This window comes from Kaistia defluvii, assembly GCF_040548815.1.
GTDB lineage: Bacteria > Pseudomonadota > Alphaproteobacteria > Rhizobiales > Kaistiaceae > Kaistia > Kaistia defluvii_A.
The window spans coordinates 520310-536007 of record NZ_JBEPSM010000001.1 but is presented as its reverse complement, the minus strand read 5'-3'; the positions used below and the strand labels follow the sequence as shown (position 1 = coordinate 536007).

Sequence of the window (15698 nt, the reverse complement as noted above, 5' to 3'; positions counted from 1 at the left end):
TCACGCCGTTGCCGTCGCAGGGGGCGTTTCGACGACGATCGTGGTCGCCCGTGTCGCGACCATTCCGCGCAATTCCGGCACCAGATGCCGGAGATCGGTGAACATGGCGCGGATTTCCGGCGAGTCTGCCTCCTGCGCGTCCACGACCATGACGACGTCGTCGGCGATGCCGATCAACGCGTTGAACAATGCCGGCGGACAGGATGGCCCGAGATCGACCACCACCCGTTCGAAGCCGTCCGCGACATCACGGATGGTCTCGACCAGGCGATCGCCGTGGAAGCCGATCTCATGGCGCAATCGGGCGCTGGCGGCGGGGAGAAGCACGATCGAGGTGTCCTCGAGCCGGCTGCCGATGGCGTCGGCTTGGGCGTGATTGAAGTCGACATCGAGAATGCCGTGGACGTCGCGGCCGATCAATGAGGAGCCCGTGGTCACGGTGCCGCTATTGGCATCAATCAGCAGCGTCTCGACCGATTGTTCCGCCATGACGCGCGCCAGCCCGTAAGCCACGGCGGCGATGGCGCCGCTCGCGGCGGTGCCGAACAGGACATGCACGGCCGGGCCTTCGGTATCGCCGGGCCGGGTCAGGGCCTCCGCGAGCGCCTGGAAGGCAGGACGGGAGTCGACGGCGACGCCGCCGAGCAATTCGCCGGCGGCCTCTTCGGTCAGCGCATCGCCGCTTGCCAGCGAGCCCGGCACGCCGATTTCGGCAAGCACGTCCGGAGACTCGCTCGCCACAGCCGCGGCGGGTACGGGTTCAGCCGGCGGGGGGACCGGATCCTCGACGACGGGAAGCGGCTCCCGCACCACCGGCCGGGCCGGCCGCATCCGTCCACGATAGAGCGCCAGTGCCAGGCCGACGCCGAGCCCGCCAATGCCGGCCAGTCCCAGGATGATCTTCTTGCGCGGTGACGAGGGATAGAGCGGCACCTGCGCCGGGCTGATGATGCGCGCGTCGGAGACCTGCAGATTTTCCTGGAGGCCTGTCTCCTGGGCGCGGGCGACGAAGGCGCGGTAGACGTCGCGGCGGATGGCCGCCTCGCCTTCGAGATCGCGCAAGGCCACGCTGGCGTCGCTGGTCTCGTTCACCTTGCGGGTGGCGGCCGCCAGCGCCGCGGCGGAACTCGCCACCTGCGACTTGGCGAGGTCGGCGTCGACGCGGGCGCGCGCCACGAGCGTATTCAGTTCCTGCGTGATCAGGCTGCGGCTTCGCGCGATGTCCGCGCCGATCGCCTGCATGCGCGGATGGCGATCGCCCAGCGTCTGCTGCAACTCCGCCTGCTCGCGCAGGGCCATCGCATATTCGACCTTCAACCGTCCGAGCACGGGGGAATCAATCGACGACAGTGCCGAGGCGAGATCGCCGCCGGTCGTCCGCGCGATCGCGTCTAGCTTGGCGAGCCGGCTGGATGCCTCGTCCGCCTTCAGCCGCGCCGTGACATTGGCCTCGTTCAACTGCTTCAGCGTCTGCTCGTCGACCGGCCGCCCGTCGACCTGGACGACGCCGTTCTCCTTGCGATAGGCCTCGACCCGGTCTTCCGCCTCGCGCGCCTTGGCCTTGAGATCGTCGATCTGCCGCGCGATCAGCAGATTGGCCTGGCGGGCGGCGTTCTGCTTCGCCTCCGTCAGACTTGCCATGAAGGCTTCCGCGACAGCGATCGACAGGCGGGCCGCCTTTTCCGGCGACGTGGAGGAAACGATGATGTCGATGACATAGGTCTGGGCGCCACGCTCGGCGCGCACATGCCGGGCCAGCGATGTCAGCACCGCGTCCATGTCGGAGGGATTGCCGGTGCCGCCGAATTCCGGATCGTCGATCAGGTTCTCCCGCTCGACCACCTTGCGCAGCGTGCCCGATGCGGTGACGAGGTCGACCTGCGTCTCGATCCAGCTGAGGTCGACGCCCTGGGTCGGGCGCACGACCTCGGGCCCGACGAGCTGCTTGTCGCGCGGATCGAGCAGGACGCGCGTGGTCGCCTGGTAGATCTTGTCGGCCAGGTAGGAATAGGCAAAGCCGGCGCCGAGGAACAGCGCCGTGGTCAGGATGATCAGCAGCCACTGGCGGCGCAGCAATCCGAACAGGGCCGAGAGATCGATAGAATCCGAGGCAGGGTCGAACACCCCGCCGCTTTCGGCCGCCAGCTCCGGCGGTCGAGTCATCGAAAAATTGGCCCTGGCCGCCATTGTCTTCCAACGGACGAGATCTGAATCCGCATGGTTCACGGGTCGCCGGTCCGCCCACCCGGCCAAACGACTATGGCGACGCGCGATTAAGGATATCTAAACGATAATTTTAGCGCATCCGCGACGTTTCCAGCCTCACGCGACCACGAGAGCCGCGACCGGCAAGGCCATTTTCCTGACGAATATTTCCATTCATCATGGCCGGGGAATGAACGGTTAACGCTATCGACAGGAAACCGGCCGCAGCAGGACGAATAGCCGTATAGCTCGTGCGCGCGCACGCCTCTGCCTAGACGGACAAGTTCAACGGTATGGTGACGACCTCCCCTCGCCGAGACCGGCACATCGACGCCCTGCGCGGGCTCGCTTGCGTGCTGCTCGTCGCCTACCACGTCATCGGCAACGACCCCGAACATGGCATGCACATCGTCGCCCATAATGGCTGGCGATTGTTCACCGAGCTGTTCATCCACATCCGGATGCCGCTGTTCTCGTTCCTGTCCGGTTTCGTCTTCCAGGCCTATGTTGCCGACAGGGCGGCGCTCTCCAGCGCCTTCGGCAAGAAACTGCGACGGATCGGCATTCCCTTCGTCGTCGTCTCCACGCTGTTCTATCTCTGTTTCGGCATCATCAACCACGACTTCTCGCAGCCGATCTGGCAGATCTACATCCTGCCCTACGAGCATTACTGGTATCTGCAGGCAACCATGCTGATCATGGCGGCGCTGCTGGTTGGCAGCTATCTCGCCGGGCACCAGGCGCGCGCCTTCCTGACCGCGCTGTTTCCCATTGCCTGCGCGATCTTCATCGCGGCCCCGACCTTCGATCCCGACATCTTCGCGATCGGCTCGGCGCTGTATCTGCTGCCCTATTTCCTTCTTGGGCAACTGCTGAAGATCTGGTCGCTGAACCGGCGGATCGGCGACGTCCCGGCGTGGCGCCGCGCGGCGGTGATCGTGTTCGGCGTCGCCGTCGCGATCCTGTTCCTGCTCAATCTCGGCCAGTATGAAGGCTGGAACACGCTCAACTTTGCCCGCCAGTCGGCCTTCGGGCTGCTGTTCGGCCTTTCGGCCTGCCTGTTCCTGTTCTTCTCGCCGCTGGAGTGGCGGCCGCTCGAATTCGTCGGCACCTATTCCTATACGATCTACCTGTTCCACGTGTTCTTCACGGCCGCCTTGCGCAAGGCGATCGGCATCGCGGATCCCGGCCTGCCCCCCGGCATCTACTTTGCCGCGGCCCTCGCGGCTGGCCTGTTCCTGCCGATCCTGCTGCATAAGGTGCTGGTCCGCTGGCGCTGGAGCGCCCTGCTGCTGCTGGGCATCACGCTGCGGCCCTCCTCCCGGCCCCGGTCCGACGAAGCCGGGCCGAGGCAGGAGAAGGCCGTGCTGCCATGAGCGCCTCCTGGACCACGCCGGTCCATCGGCCGATCCGCATAGCGCGGCCCATCGGGCTCGCTACCGGACTGACGGTGCTCACCGTCGCCGTGCTGTTCCTGGTCTCGTCCAAAGTGCTGCAGGCCCTCGGAATCCCCTATGCCTCGACGGGCGGATCGCCCCTGACCAAGTTTCACCCCGCCACCTTCCTGTCGCTGGCGGCGCTCGGCACCTGGGCCATCGTGATCGGACCCGGCCGGCTGCTGGCCGCGCTCGCAGCGCAGCGCCCCGGCATTCTCGTCTTCGCGATGGCGATAGCTCTGCTGACCTTCCAGGCGGCCGTGGTGCAGCAACTGCCGATCTCGGCGGTCGTCGACACCTTCGTGCTGCCGCTGGCGCTGTTCATCTCGATCCTGGCGCTCCGTGCCAGCGTGATGGAACGCCTGGTGATCGCGCTGCATCTCTTCTTCCTGGTCAATTCGACGCTGGGCTACGCGGAGTATTTCACCGGCTGGCGGCTGACGCCCTATTATGAGGGCGGCGTGCTGATCACCTATGACTGGCGCTCGACCGCCCTGCTCGGCCATCCGCTCATCAACGCGCTCGCCACCGGCCTGTACCTCCTGATCCTGAGCGGACCCGGCGGCCGGCGCTTCGACCTGCCGGTCCGCACCTTCCTGCTGATCTACAGCCTCGGTGCCATGGTTGCCTTCGGCGGACGGGCCGCAACCGTGATGGCGCTGGTGCTGCTGGCGGCGCGTGGCCTGTTCAGCCTCGCCAAGGTTCTCTCCGGCCGGCCCTTCGGCCGACGCGACGCCTTCGCCGTCATCGTCGTGCTGACCCTGATCGCGACAATCGGCTCGCTGCTGGTGCAGGGCGGCGTCCTCGACACCTTCCTCAGCCGCTTCGAGGATGATTCCGGCAGCGCCGCGACCCGTGTCGCCATGTTCCACGTCTTCGACGGCATGGCGTTGCGCGACCTGTTCTTCGCGCCGGACCTCGGCCATGTCGCGTCCAACCAGCGCCGGCTCGACCTCACCATCGGCATCGAGAGCTTCGTCGTCGCCTTCTTCGCCTATTACGGCATCGTCACCACGCTGGTGTTCTTCGCCGGCCTCGCCTTCTTCGCCGCGGAAATCATCCGCACGGTGGGGACGCCGGGCCTTGTCCCGCTCGCCTACTTCTTTCTCGTTTCCTCGACCTCGACCGGCATCGCCAACAAGACCACCGACATGGCGCTGATCATGGCGATGATCCTGATCGGGCTCGACCGCCGCTTCATCCCGCCCATCTCGGACGGACGATCCTGATGCTTATCCGCCAGACGATCCGCTACCTGCCGGCCCAGCTGCTGTCGCCGGCATTCCAGCTGCTCTCCATGGTGGTCTGGACCTATTTCCTGCCGCCGGGGGAAATGGGCTCCTATGTGCTCATCACCGCGAGCCAGGAATTCGCCTATCTGATCGCGCTCTCCTGGTTTTCGGTCTATGCGCTGCGCTTCATGCCGTTCGAGCGTGGTCGCTCGGAGCGCAGCGATTTCCTGCATACCGAAGCGGCGATCATCGCGCTGTCGGTTCCGATCAGCCTGATCGCGGCGCTAGCGACGGTGGCGATCATCGACGAGACGCAGGTCTCGCTGCAGACGGTGCTGATCACCGCCTTCTTCTTCGCGACGCGCGGCATCAACACCCACTATTCGGAGCGGGCGCGGGCGCAGTCGAACATCTTCGCCTACACCATGCTGCAGATCGTCGGCCCGATCCTCGGCTTCGGCTTTGGCCTGGCGTTGCTGACGTGGTGGCAGCCGACCAGCGAGGCGCTGATCCTTGCCTATGGCGTGGCGCAACTCATCGCCAATCTGGTCGCCGCGCCGCTGATCGGCTTCGCCATCCTGCCGCGGCGGATCGACAGCGCCATCCTGCGCGCCGCCTTTGCTTATGGCGGCCCGATCCTGCTGCTCTACGGCCTCGGCTGGATCGCCGAGAACAATTTCCGCTATGTGATCGGCCATATCTCGGGAGCGGCCGCCTTCGGCCTGATGGCGGTGGGCTGGGGCCTCGGCCGTCGCTGCGCCTCGTTCGGCGCGATGCTGGTCGCTGCGGCCGCCTTCCCCATCGCCGCGCGCCTGCTCAACGAAGGCAAGCGAACCGAGGCGCTGGCTCAGCTCGCCACCAACGCGGCCCTCCTGATCGGCGTCATGGCGCCGACCGTCGTCGGCATCGCCATGATCAGCACGCCGGCCACCGATCTGCTGATCGCCGAGCCCTATCGCGAGATGACCAAAGCGATCCTCGGTCTTTCGGCGCTCGCCGCCGCCATACGCTTCCTCCATGTTCACGTCAGCGACCAGATCTTCATCCTGGAGAAGCGGCTGAGCTATGCCGGCATCGTCGACATCGTCGAGATCGTCGCCGCCGTCATCCTGACGATCGCCGGGCTGCTGCTCCACGGACCGGTCGGCGCGGTCATCGGTACGGCGCTCGGCTCGGCCATGGCCGCGATCGTCAGCATGTATCTCGCCATGCGCAAGCTGGACTTCGTTCCCCCGGTCCTCGACATCGTCAAGGTGCTGGCCGCTACCGGGGCGATGGCGCTCGGCCTCGCGGCAATCCCCACGGCGCAGAGCATCCCCGCGCTGGTGCTCACCATCCTGTATGGAATGTTCGTCTACGCCGTCGCCATCCTGGTCGCCTATCGCGGCGAGGCGCGCGGCATCCTGCAGCGCCGGCTCGATCGCAGGGCGCAGGCGTCCGCCTGAGCCTCAGGCCGCGCGGCGCAGGACCTTGCGGGCCAACCGCTCGATCGAGGGATGGCGCTTCACGAACGCCTTGGCGCCCTCATAGCCGACGGTTCCCCAGCCGCGCCAGGAAACGCTCTCGTGGATGTTGACCAGCGGGATGTGCTCGACCTCGAAGCTGCGCTTGTGGCCATAGTCGCCGATGGTGAAATCGAAGGTGCGGAAGCCCTGCCGGTGCAGCGCTTCCATCGTGCGCTCGATTAGCAAACGGCCGGGCGAGCAATTGGCCCACTCCCCGCCCGCCGTGCTGATGCGCACCATCGAATAGTGATCGCCACGCGCGATGCCGAACAGGCCCGCGACCAGTTCATCACCGGCCGTGAGCGCGGAGAGCTTGGCCGAACCGTCCTTCAGCCCGTCCAGCAGAAGCTCGCGATAGAAGGCGTCATAGTCCGGCTCGTCGAGCAGGTACGGCAGACCAAGCGACCGGATGCGCGCGCTCTGCTGCGCCGTGAGGTGGCCGTAGATCTTGCCGACCGTCTCCGGATCGTCGGCAAAGACGAACTGCGCCCGTTCGTCCCGCGTGAACACGCGCCAGAACCGGCCGAGTTCCTTGCGGTTGTCCTTGGCAAGGCTGCGCAGCCAGGTCTCATAGTCCGTATCGATGCGGACAAAATTGCCGAAGAGGTTGGAGACCTCGCCGCCAAGCGCCTGCACCAGCGGATTGGGGCGGTCACCGATCTTCGTCAGCACCTTGGTGAATTCGATCAGGTCGGCCTGCGGCAGCGCGGCGCGAACCGCGCGCCAGAGCGAGCGCGCCCCCGCCTCGTCGGCCGGCGCAGCGGGTCCCAGCAGCGGCGCGTTGTAATCGGTGATGCCGAGATCGGCGAATTCGACCGTCCGCAGCCTCTCCCGCCGCAGGATCAGCGGCAGCGCCAACGCGTCCTGGCCTTTGGAGTCAGCGACATGAACCAGCAGCGGCTCGACATCGCGCCGGCCGGAAAAGCTTTGGTACCAATGCGATAGCCAATGTTCCGTCTGGAACGGCGTTACCGGAGCGTCGTTGGCCAAGAAGGGCCGCCAAAGCGGGGCCGCCTCCTTCCAGGATCCATGCACGGTGACCGTCCAGCGGTCACCCGGCGCGTTGGTCATTGTGAAGCTCCCCCGATCGTCGCGGCCTTCCAGACGGAATCTCAGACGACATAAGCGGGGATATCGACGATGTTGGTGGTCGTTCCTGGCGCCAGGCGGAAGTCGACCGGCAGCATCTTGCGCTGCTCGCGCTTGTACCAAGGACTGCGACGCCAGCCGGCCTGCAGCACGGCCTTGGCCCAGAAACCGGCGCCTTCGGTGGCGTTGCGCTTCGGCGAGACGCCGAAATGCTTGCGCAGGATGCCATTTGCCACCGTCAGCATCTGCTCGCGGCGGATCTGCTCCGTCCAATGCTCGGTGGTCATCGAGACGCTGAGCTCGTCGTGGTTCTCGACCCGGTGCGGCGCGTTCAGTTCCCAGGTCAGCATCTGGCCCGGCTCGAGATCCAGCACCAGCGCATGCCGGTCGAATTCCGGATCATAGCGCAGGGCCGATTCCAGCCCTGTCAGCGCGATCTTTTCCAGCTCTTCCTGCGGCAGATAGGGCTCTTCGGCGGGATAGATGTAGACCCGCTTGCGGCCCATGATCTGCCAGAGCGCCTGGCCCGGCAGGTCGGCGTGATAATGCGCCTTCGCATTGGGCGAAGAGATCAGGACGCCCATTTCATGGCTGAACGAGTCGAAGCCCGGCACGCGTTGCTCGACTTCGCCATAGATCGACATCAGCAGGTCGTAGTAGCGCTTGTCGACAAGCTTCAGTTCGCGCAATTGCAGCCACAGGCCGCCGGACGCGATCTGGGCCATGACTTCATGGCCGCTCAGGCCGCCGACTTCGCCGCGGCGCCAGATCTTCTTCTCTTCGCCGCGCGAACTGGTGCGCATCAGAGAATAGTGTTCGATCGGGTAGCGCTGGATCAATTCGGCCAGGGCGTCCTTGGAGAACAGCTCATTCTGGCTCAAGGAATGATCGATCCGGAGCGGCTTCTTGCCCCAGTCACGGCTCAGCTCATCCGTCCAGTTCTTGAAAATCGCTTCCGGCACGACAGCCTCCGTCAACAGCGCGGAATTCTTGACTACAAATTTAACGAAAATCGGCAAGCCCAGCCATCGAATTAGCGCAACAGCGTAAATGACGAGAAGCGCTGATCTCGCGGGTTTATGTAAAATCTTCTTGATCGAGCGGGCGGGTCAAGACTTGCGGCGCGGATGAGCTAGCCGAGGAAGAGCAATACGGATCGCGGCGGCAGCGAGAGGGGCTGATCCGGGCTGACCGGCGAGGACGAAATGGCGAGATTCCAAGGATTTCCGCCGGCATTGGGCGGCAACCGGAGCTCGGTATCAGTCGTGCCGCCATGCAGCACGAGGCAGACGCGATCGACCTCCCCTTCCGGCGTTGGCACGGCGAAAACGGCGACCAGCGTCCCGCCCTCCGGCGCGTGCCAGCCGCCCTCGTCGAGCGGCTCGCCGTCGGGGCCATACCAGACGACATCGGGTTCGCCGCCCGCGGAAAGTGGCTGCCCGGTCAAAGGGCGCGAGTCCCGCAGCGCCGGATGCGCCGCGCGCAAGGCTATGATCTCGCTGGTGAAATCGATCAGATCGCGGTCCGCCGCGGCCCAGTCGAGCCAGGCCAGCGCGTTGTCCTGCGCATAGGCGTTGTTGTTGCCCTGCTGGCCGCGACCGAGCTCGTCGCCCATGGTCAGCATCGGCGTCCCGCGCGAGAACACCAGCGCCATCAGCAGGGCGCGGACGTCCGAACGGCGGCGCTGGAGGATCGCAGCGTCGTCGGTTTCGCCCTCGGCGCCATTGTTCCAGGAGCGGTTGTCGTCGGTTCCGTCGCGATTGTTCTCGCCATTGGCGCGGTTCTGCTTGCGCTCATGGGCGACCAGATCGGCGAGCGTAAAGCCGTCATGGGCGGTGACGAAGTTGATGCTTCTGTTAACCTTCCGGTAACGGGGCGTAAAGATGTCGGAGGAGCCGGCAAGCCGCGTGGCAAGATCGCCGATCATGCCCTCGTCGCCGCGGAAGAAGCGCCGCATGGTGTCGCGATAGCGATCGTTCCACTCGCCCCAGGCGGCCGGGAAATTGCCGAGCTGGTATCCGCCCCTGCCGATGTCCCATGGCTCGGCGATCAGGATCAGGTCGCGCAGAAGCGGATCCTGGTCGATGGCAGCGAGCAGCGGCGCCGCCGGCTCGAATCCGTCGTCGCGGCGGGCGAGCGTGGTGGCGAGATCGAAGCGAAAGCCGTCGACGCCAGCGCGCTCGACCCAGGTCCGGAGCGCGTCCATGACCAACCGCACGACCGCCGGCCGGTCGCAGGCCAGAATGTTGCCGGTGCCGGCGTCGTTGACGTAATGCGCCGGGTCATGCGGATCGAGCCGGTAGTAGCCTGAATTGTCGAGGCCGCGCATCGAGACGGTCGGGCCGAGATGGTCGCTCTCGCCGGAATGGTTGAAGACGACGTCGAGGATGACGGCGATGCCGGCCTCATGCAGCGCCGCGACAGCGGCCGCCACTTCGGCGAAGCCGCCGGGCGCCAGGCGCGGGTCGGGCGCCATCCAGGCGACCGGGTTGTAGCCCCAGTAATTCGTCAGCCCGAGCGGCGGCAGATGGCGCTCGTCGAGCCAGGCGGCGACCGGCAGCAGTTCCACCGTGGTGACGCCAAGGCGCTTCAGATGCGCGACCGAAGCCGGATGGCCGAGCCCGGCAAAGGTGCCGCGAAGGGCCTCGGGAATGGCGGGATTGAGCTTGGAGAAACCGCGTACATGCAGTTCGTAGATGACCTGCCGGTCCCAGTCGACAGGCGAGTTCAGGCGTGGCTGCGGAGCCGCCGCCGATGTCACGATCGCCTTCGGCACGACGCGGGCGCTGTCGTGCTCGTCGCTGGCAACGCCAAGGCGGCGGGCGTCGAACAGCACGTCGTCAAGCCGGAATGGCCGGTCGAGCGCCAAGGCGTAGGGATCTACCAGCAGCTTCGCGACATTGAAGCGCTGGCCTGCCCCGGGATTCCACTCGCCGTCGGCGCGCAGGCCATAGCGGTCGCCCGGCTTGATGCCCTCGACATGGCCATGGAACACGTCGCCGGAGCGGGCCGGCAGGCGGATGCGCTGGAGTTCGACCTGCCCCGTCGCGTCGAACAGGCAGAAATGGATCGCCTCCGCATGGGCGGAGACCACGGCGACATTGACGCCCGTCGCCGTCGGCGTGACACCGAGCGGCTCGGGCGAGCCGTCAGTTACAGACGCGTCGACCTTCATCCCGCGTGGCCGGCCACGAGCTCGCGGTAGAGCCGCGCATAGGCGGCGGCTGGCCGGGTCCAGGAAACGTCCGTTTTCATCGCGTTCTTCTGCATCCTCTTCCAGGCCGGGCGGTCGCGCCACAGATTGGCCGTCCGCAGGATGGCGGATTCCAGCGCATCGCCATTGACCGGATTGAACTGCACCCCGGTGCCGACGCCCGCGGCGAGCGCCACCTCATTGGCGTCGATCACGGTATCGGCCAGGCCGCCGACCCGCGACACCAGCGGCAGCGCGCCATAGCGCAGCGCGCAGAGCTGGGTCAGGCCGCACGGCTCGAAGCGCGAGGGCACGAGGATCACGTCCGAGCCGGCCTGGATCAGATGCGCCAGGCCCTCATCATAGCCGTTGATCATGCCGACCCGACCGCGATGCAGCGTCGTGGCGCCGCCGAAACCATTCGCCAGCCACGGCTCGCCGGAGCCGAGCAGCGCCAGTTGTCCGCCCGAACCGAGGATCACCGGCAGGCGATCGAGCAGCAGGTCGAGCCCCTTCTGCCAGCTCAGCCGGCTGACGACGCCGAAGATCAGCGCATTGGGATCGACATCGAGGCCAAGCCGCTGCTGCAGCGCCTTCTTGTTGACGGCGCGGCCAGCCATCTTGGCGAGGTCGTAGGGCGCGGCGATCGAGGTGTCCGTCGCCGGATTCCAGACCGCCGTATCGATGCCGTTGAGGATCCCCGAGACGGCATTGCCGCGACTGCGCAGCAGGCCGTCCAGACCCATGCCGCCCTCGCCCGTGCGGATCTCGGCCGCATAGGTCGGCGACACGGTGGTTATGCGATCGGAGAGCTGCAGCCCGGCCTTCAGGAAGCCGATGGTGCCGTAATATTCGACGCCGTCCACGGCATAGGCGCGCGCCGGCAGGCCAAGCGCCGGCAATAGGTCGCGGCCATACTGGCCCTGGAAAGCGAGATTGTGGACGGTCATCACCGTCGGGATGGCGACGCGCTCGTCATAACGCATATAGGCGGCGGTCAGTCCCGTCTGCCAGTCATGCGCATGGATGACATCCGGCGTCAGCCTCGGCACCAGCCCCTGGCCGATTTCGGCGGCGACGCGCGAAAGCGCGGCGAAGCGGAGCGGATTGTCCATCCAGTCCCGCCCGTCGCCATCGACATAGGGGTTGCCCGGCCGGTTGAAGAGATGCGGCGCGTCGAGAACGAGGAGGTCCAGACCCTTCGCGTGCGCCTTGAGCAGCCGCGCGTCATGGCCGAACAGGCCCGGAAAGGTATGCACGACCTCGGGCTTCTTCAGCTCCGCCATCACCGCCGGATAGCCCGGGATGAGCGTGGTGACCGCGATATCCTCGGTCGCGAGCGCGCCCGGCAAGGCGCCGGCGACATCGGCGAGGCCGCCGGTTTTCACGAGCGGGTAGATCTCGGAGACGACGGCGAGAACTTTCAGGGTCATCAGCTAAACCTTGGAACAGGAAGCAAGGCCCTCACCACCCTCTCCCGCAAGCGGGAGAGGGGCTGGGACGAGGGTCTTCAAAGATTCAACGCATCGATCATCGGCTGGGTGATCAGGCAGATGCCGTTATGGGTGCGCATGAAGCGTTTCGCGTCGAGTTCCGGATCCTCACCGACCACGAGCCCTTCCGGGATCTGCACGCGCGCATCGACCACCACATTGCTGAGGCGGGCCGAACGGCCGACCTCGACATAGGGCAGGATGACGCCGTTCTCGACATGCGAATAGGAATTGCAGCGCACGCCGGTGAACAGCAGCGCCCGTTCCAGCGACGCGCCGGAGACGATGCAGCCGCCCGAGACCAGCGACGACAGCGCATAGCCGCGGCGATGATCCTCGTTATGGACGAACTTCGCCGGCGGCGTGACCTCGCTATAGGTCCAGATCGGCCAGTTGCGGTCGAACAGGTCGAGATCGGGCACGATGCTGGTCAGGTCGATATTCGCTTCCCAATAGGCATCGACCGTTCCGACGTCGCGCCAATAGCTGACGGATTCCTGGGTCGAACGCACGCAGGAATCCTCGAAGTGGTGGGCGACGGCCTTCCCGTTCTTGACGATGTTCGGGATGATGTCCTTGCCGAAGTCGCGGCTGGAATTCGGGTCGTTGGCGTCGCGCTCCAGTTCCTCGATCAGGAACTTGGTGTCGAAGACATAGATGCCCATCGAGGCCAGCGCCTTGTCCGGCTTGCCGGGCATGGCCGGCGGATCCGCCGGCTTCTCGACAAACTCAAGAATGCGGTCGGTCTCGTCAACATGCATGACGCCGAAGCCGGTCGCCTCCATGCGCGGCACTTCCAGGCAGCCGATCGTCACGTCGGCGCCTGAGTCGACGTGCTGCTGCAGCATCAACTCGTAGTCCATCTTGTAGATGTGATCGCCGGCGAGAATGACGAAATACTTGGCTTCGTAGTCCTTCAGGATATCGAGGTTCTGATAGACCGCGTCGGCCGTGCCGCGATACCAGGCGTCCTCGGAGACGCGCTGGCTCGCCGGGAAGACGTCGAAAATCTCGTTGCGCTCGGGCCGGAAGAAGTTCCAGCCCCGGTTCAGGTGCCGGATCAGGCTGTGCGCCTTGTACTGCGTGGCGACGCCGATCCTGCGGATGCCCGAATTGACGGCATTGGAGAGCGCGAAATCGATGATGCGCGACTTGCCGCCGAAATAGACCGCCGGCTTGGCGCGCCGGTCGGTCAATTCCATCAGGCGGCTGCCGCGTCCACCCGCCAGCACGAAGGCCATGGCATTACGCGCAAGCGGCGCATTGGTCTGCGGCCGTTCCATCCTTAGTCCTCCCGAAACGCACGTTGTCTTGCAGTGTTTTTGTCAACCACGCCCCCGCGCTGACGGTTCCTTCGGATCATATTCGAAGAAAACCGTCGCGAGCGGAGGTAGAACGAATTCGGCAGAAGCCGGGAAACCATGAGCGGGCACGGACGTCGCCTCGACGGCGCCCAGATTGCCGACGCCGGAGCCGCCATAGATCGTGGCGTCCGAATTGAGGATCTCGCGCCAGCGGCCCGCCTCGGGCAGGCCGATGCGATAGAAATCGCGCACCACCGGCGTGAAGTTGGAGATGACGAGCACCGGCTTGTCGCCCGGCGCGCCGAAGCGCAGGAAGGCGAAGACCGACTGGTCCTTGTCGTCCGGAACCACCCAGCGAAACCCTTCGCCCTCGCAATCGCGCGCATGCAGCGCCGGATGGCTGCGATAGGCGGTGTTCAGGTCGCGGACGAAATCCTGCAGGCCGGAATGCTGCGGATCGTCCAGCAGGTGCCAGTCAAGGCTCTGGTCGAAGTTCCATTCCTTGGCCTGGCCGAACTCCTGGCCCATGAACAAAAGCTTCTTGCCGGGGTGGCCCCACATGTAGCCGTAATAAGCGCGGACATTGGCGAATTGCTGCCAGCGGTCGCCCGGCATCTTGCCCAGGATCGAGCGCTTGCCATGCACGACCTCGTCATGGCTGAGCGGCAGGACGAAATTCTCCGAGAAGGCATAGAGCAGGCCGAAGGTCAGCTTGTCGTGGTGATAGCGGCGATGGATCGGCTCGAGCGACATGTAGTCGAGCGTGTCGTTCATCCAGCCCATGTTCCACTTGAAGCCAAAGCCGAGCCCGTTCTCATGCACAGGCAGCGTGACGCCCGGCCAGGAGGTCGATTCCTCGGCGATGGTCGTGGTGCCCGGATGCTCGCCATAGCAGAGCTGGTTGACGCGGCGCACGAACGCCACCGCGTCCTTGTTGTCGTTGGTACCGTCCGGATTGGGCGACCATTCGCCGTCCTTCCGCGAATAATTGAGATAGAGCATCGACGCGACCGCATCGACGCGGAAACCGTCGACATGGTAGCGGTCGAGCCAATAGAGCGCGCTGGCGGCGAGGAAGTTCGACACCTCCTTGCGGCCGAAATCATAGATCGCCGTGTTCCAGTCGGGATGGAAGCCCCGGCGCGGATCGGCATGCTCATAGAGCGGCTTGCCGTCGAAATGCGACAGGCCATGCCGGTCGGTTGGGAAATGCGCCGGGACCCAATCGAGGATGACGCTGAGCCCGGCCTGGTGCGCGCGATCGACGAAGCGGGCGAAACCGGCCGGGTCGCCATGCCGCCGCGTCGGCGCGAACAGGCCGATCGGCTGGTAGCCCCAGGACGCATCGAGCGGATGTTCGCTGACCGGCAGCAGCTCGAGATGGGTGAAGCCCATCTGGACCGCATAGGGGATCAGACGGTCGGCCAGTTCCTCATAGGTGAGGAAGGAATTGCCATCGCCGCGCTGCCAGGAGCCGAGATGCACCTCGTAGATCGACATGGGCTGGCGCCGGGCCTGGCCCTCGCCGCGCTGGCCGAGAAACGCCTCGTCGCTCCAGGTGAAATTGTCCGTCCGCGCCACGATCGACGCCGTCGAGGGCCGAAGCTCGCCGGCAAAGCCGACCGGATCCGCCTTGAGCGGCTGGACGATGCCGTCGGCGCCGACGATCTCGTATTTGTAGATCGCCCCCTCGCCGAGATCGGCCGCGAAAATTTCCCACAGGCCGCTGTCGACGCGCTTGCGCATCTGGTGGCGGCGGCCATCCCAGCCGTTGAAATCGCCGACGACCGAGACGCGCTGCGCATCGGGCGCCCAGACGGCGAAATGCACGCCGTCGACGCCTTCGTGATGTAGCAGGTGCGCGCCGAGTTTTTCATAGAGCTGGCGATGGGTGCCTTCGACCAGCAGGTAGTCGTCGGTCGCGCCCAGCACGCCGACGAAGCTGTAGGGATCATGGAAGGTCCAGCCGCCGCCGGCATTCTCCGCCCGAAGCCGGTAGCGGAAGCGCGCGGTGCGGCCGGGAATCAGGGCCTCGAAGAAATCGGTGCCGGGACGCCGTTCCAGCGGCGCGACCCGGTTTCCGTCGCGATCCTCGACGACGAGCGTTTCCGCATGCGGCATGAAGGCCCGGATGACGAGGCCATCCGGCGTTTCATGCGGCCCCAGAAGGGCGAAGGGATCACCGTGGCGCGCGGCAATGAGGGCTTCGACATCCGATACGCTTGCCCGCCAACCCGTCAT

Annotated in this window: 10 protein-coding genes; 3 read left to right on the top strand and 7 right to left on the bottom strand. The window is 65.7% G+C overall.

From position 1 onward, the window contains the following. Complete coding sequence (locus ABIE08_RS02530; protein ID WP_354548512.1) at nucleotides 1–2163, bottom strand: Wzz/FepE/Etk N-terminal domain-containing protein; 2163 nt, start codon at nucleotides 2161–2163, stop codon at nucleotides 1–3. Nucleotides 2164–2498: 335 nt separating this feature from the next. On the opposite strand from ABIE08_RS02530, the gene ABIE08_RS02525 reads away from it, so the two are divergent. The 3 genes from ABIE08_RS02525 to ABIE08_RS02515 are packed head-to-tail and all read left to right on the top strand — an operon-like array spanning nucleotide 2499 to nucleotide 6318. Further along, entirely contained in the window at nucleotides 2499–3581 is a 1083-nt protein-coding gene (locus tag ABIE08_RS02525; RefSeq protein ID WP_354548510.1) for an acyltransferase family protein, read from the top strand. Next, nucleotides 3578–4870 carry a VpsF family polysaccharide biosynthesis protein gene (locus tag ABIE08_RS02520; protein ID WP_354548509.1) on the top strand — a complete coding sequence of 431 codons (1293 nt, stop codon included), beginning with the start codon at nucleotides 3578–3580 and terminating at the stop codon, nucleotides 4868–4870. The genes ABIE08_RS02525 and ABIE08_RS02520 overlap by 4 nt, the downstream gene beginning before the upstream one ends. After that, entirely contained in the window at nucleotides 4870–6318 is a 1449-nt protein-coding gene (locus tag ABIE08_RS02515; protein ID WP_354548507.1) for a lipopolysaccharide biosynthesis protein, read from the top strand. The genes ABIE08_RS02520 and ABIE08_RS02515 overlap by 1 nt, the downstream gene beginning before the upstream one ends. Before the next feature lie 3 nt (nucleotides 6319–6321). Here ABIE08_RS02515 and ABIE08_RS02510 read toward each other — a convergent pair whose 3' ends face one another. The 6 genes from ABIE08_RS02510 to glgB all read right to left on the bottom strand — a co-directional run bounded on the left by ABIE08_RS02510 (nucleotide 6322) and on the right by glgB (nucleotide 15698). Continuing rightward, nucleotides 6322–7449, bottom strand: coding sequence for a GNAT family N-acetyltransferase (locus ABIE08_RS02510; RefSeq protein ID WP_354548506.1), 1128 nt, complete (start codon nucleotides 7447–7449; stop codon nucleotides 6322–6324). 41 nt (nucleotides 7450–7490) lie between these two features. Continuing rightward, on the bottom strand, nucleotides 7491–8429 hold the full coding sequence (locus ABIE08_RS02505) for a hypothetical protein (RefSeq protein ID WP_354548504.1): 939 nt from the start codon (nucleotides 8427–8429) through the stop codon (nucleotides 7491–7493). Nucleotides 8430–8599: 170 nt separating this feature from the next. Beyond that, the gene (glgX, locus tag ABIE08_RS02500; RefSeq protein WP_354548502.1) at nucleotides 8600–10642 is read right to left on the bottom strand and encodes a glycogen debranching protein GlgX; all 2043 of its coding nucleotides are present in this window, start codon (nucleotides 10640–10642) and stop codon (nucleotides 8600–8602) included. After that, nucleotides 10639–12096 (bottom strand): glycogen synthase GlgA, encoded by a 1458-nt coding sequence (gene glgA / locus ABIE08_RS02495; protein WP_354551544.1) that lies wholly within the window; start codon nucleotides 12094–12096, stop codon nucleotides 10639–10641. Before glgA ends, glgX begins: the two co-directional genes overlap by 4 nt. Before the next feature lie 74 nt (nucleotides 12097–12170). Beyond that, entirely contained in the window at nucleotides 12171–13436 is a 1266-nt protein-coding gene (gene glgC / locus ABIE08_RS02490; RefSeq protein WP_354548500.1) for a glucose-1-phosphate adenylyltransferase, read from the bottom strand. A 42-nt stretch (nucleotides 13437–13478) separates the two neighbouring features. Beyond that, nucleotides 13479–15698: a 1,4-alpha-glucan branching protein GlgB gene (gene glgB / locus ABIE08_RS02485; RefSeq protein WP_354548499.1), complete on the bottom strand. Its 2220-nt coding sequence runs from the start codon at nucleotides 15696–15698 to the stop codon at nucleotides 13479–13481.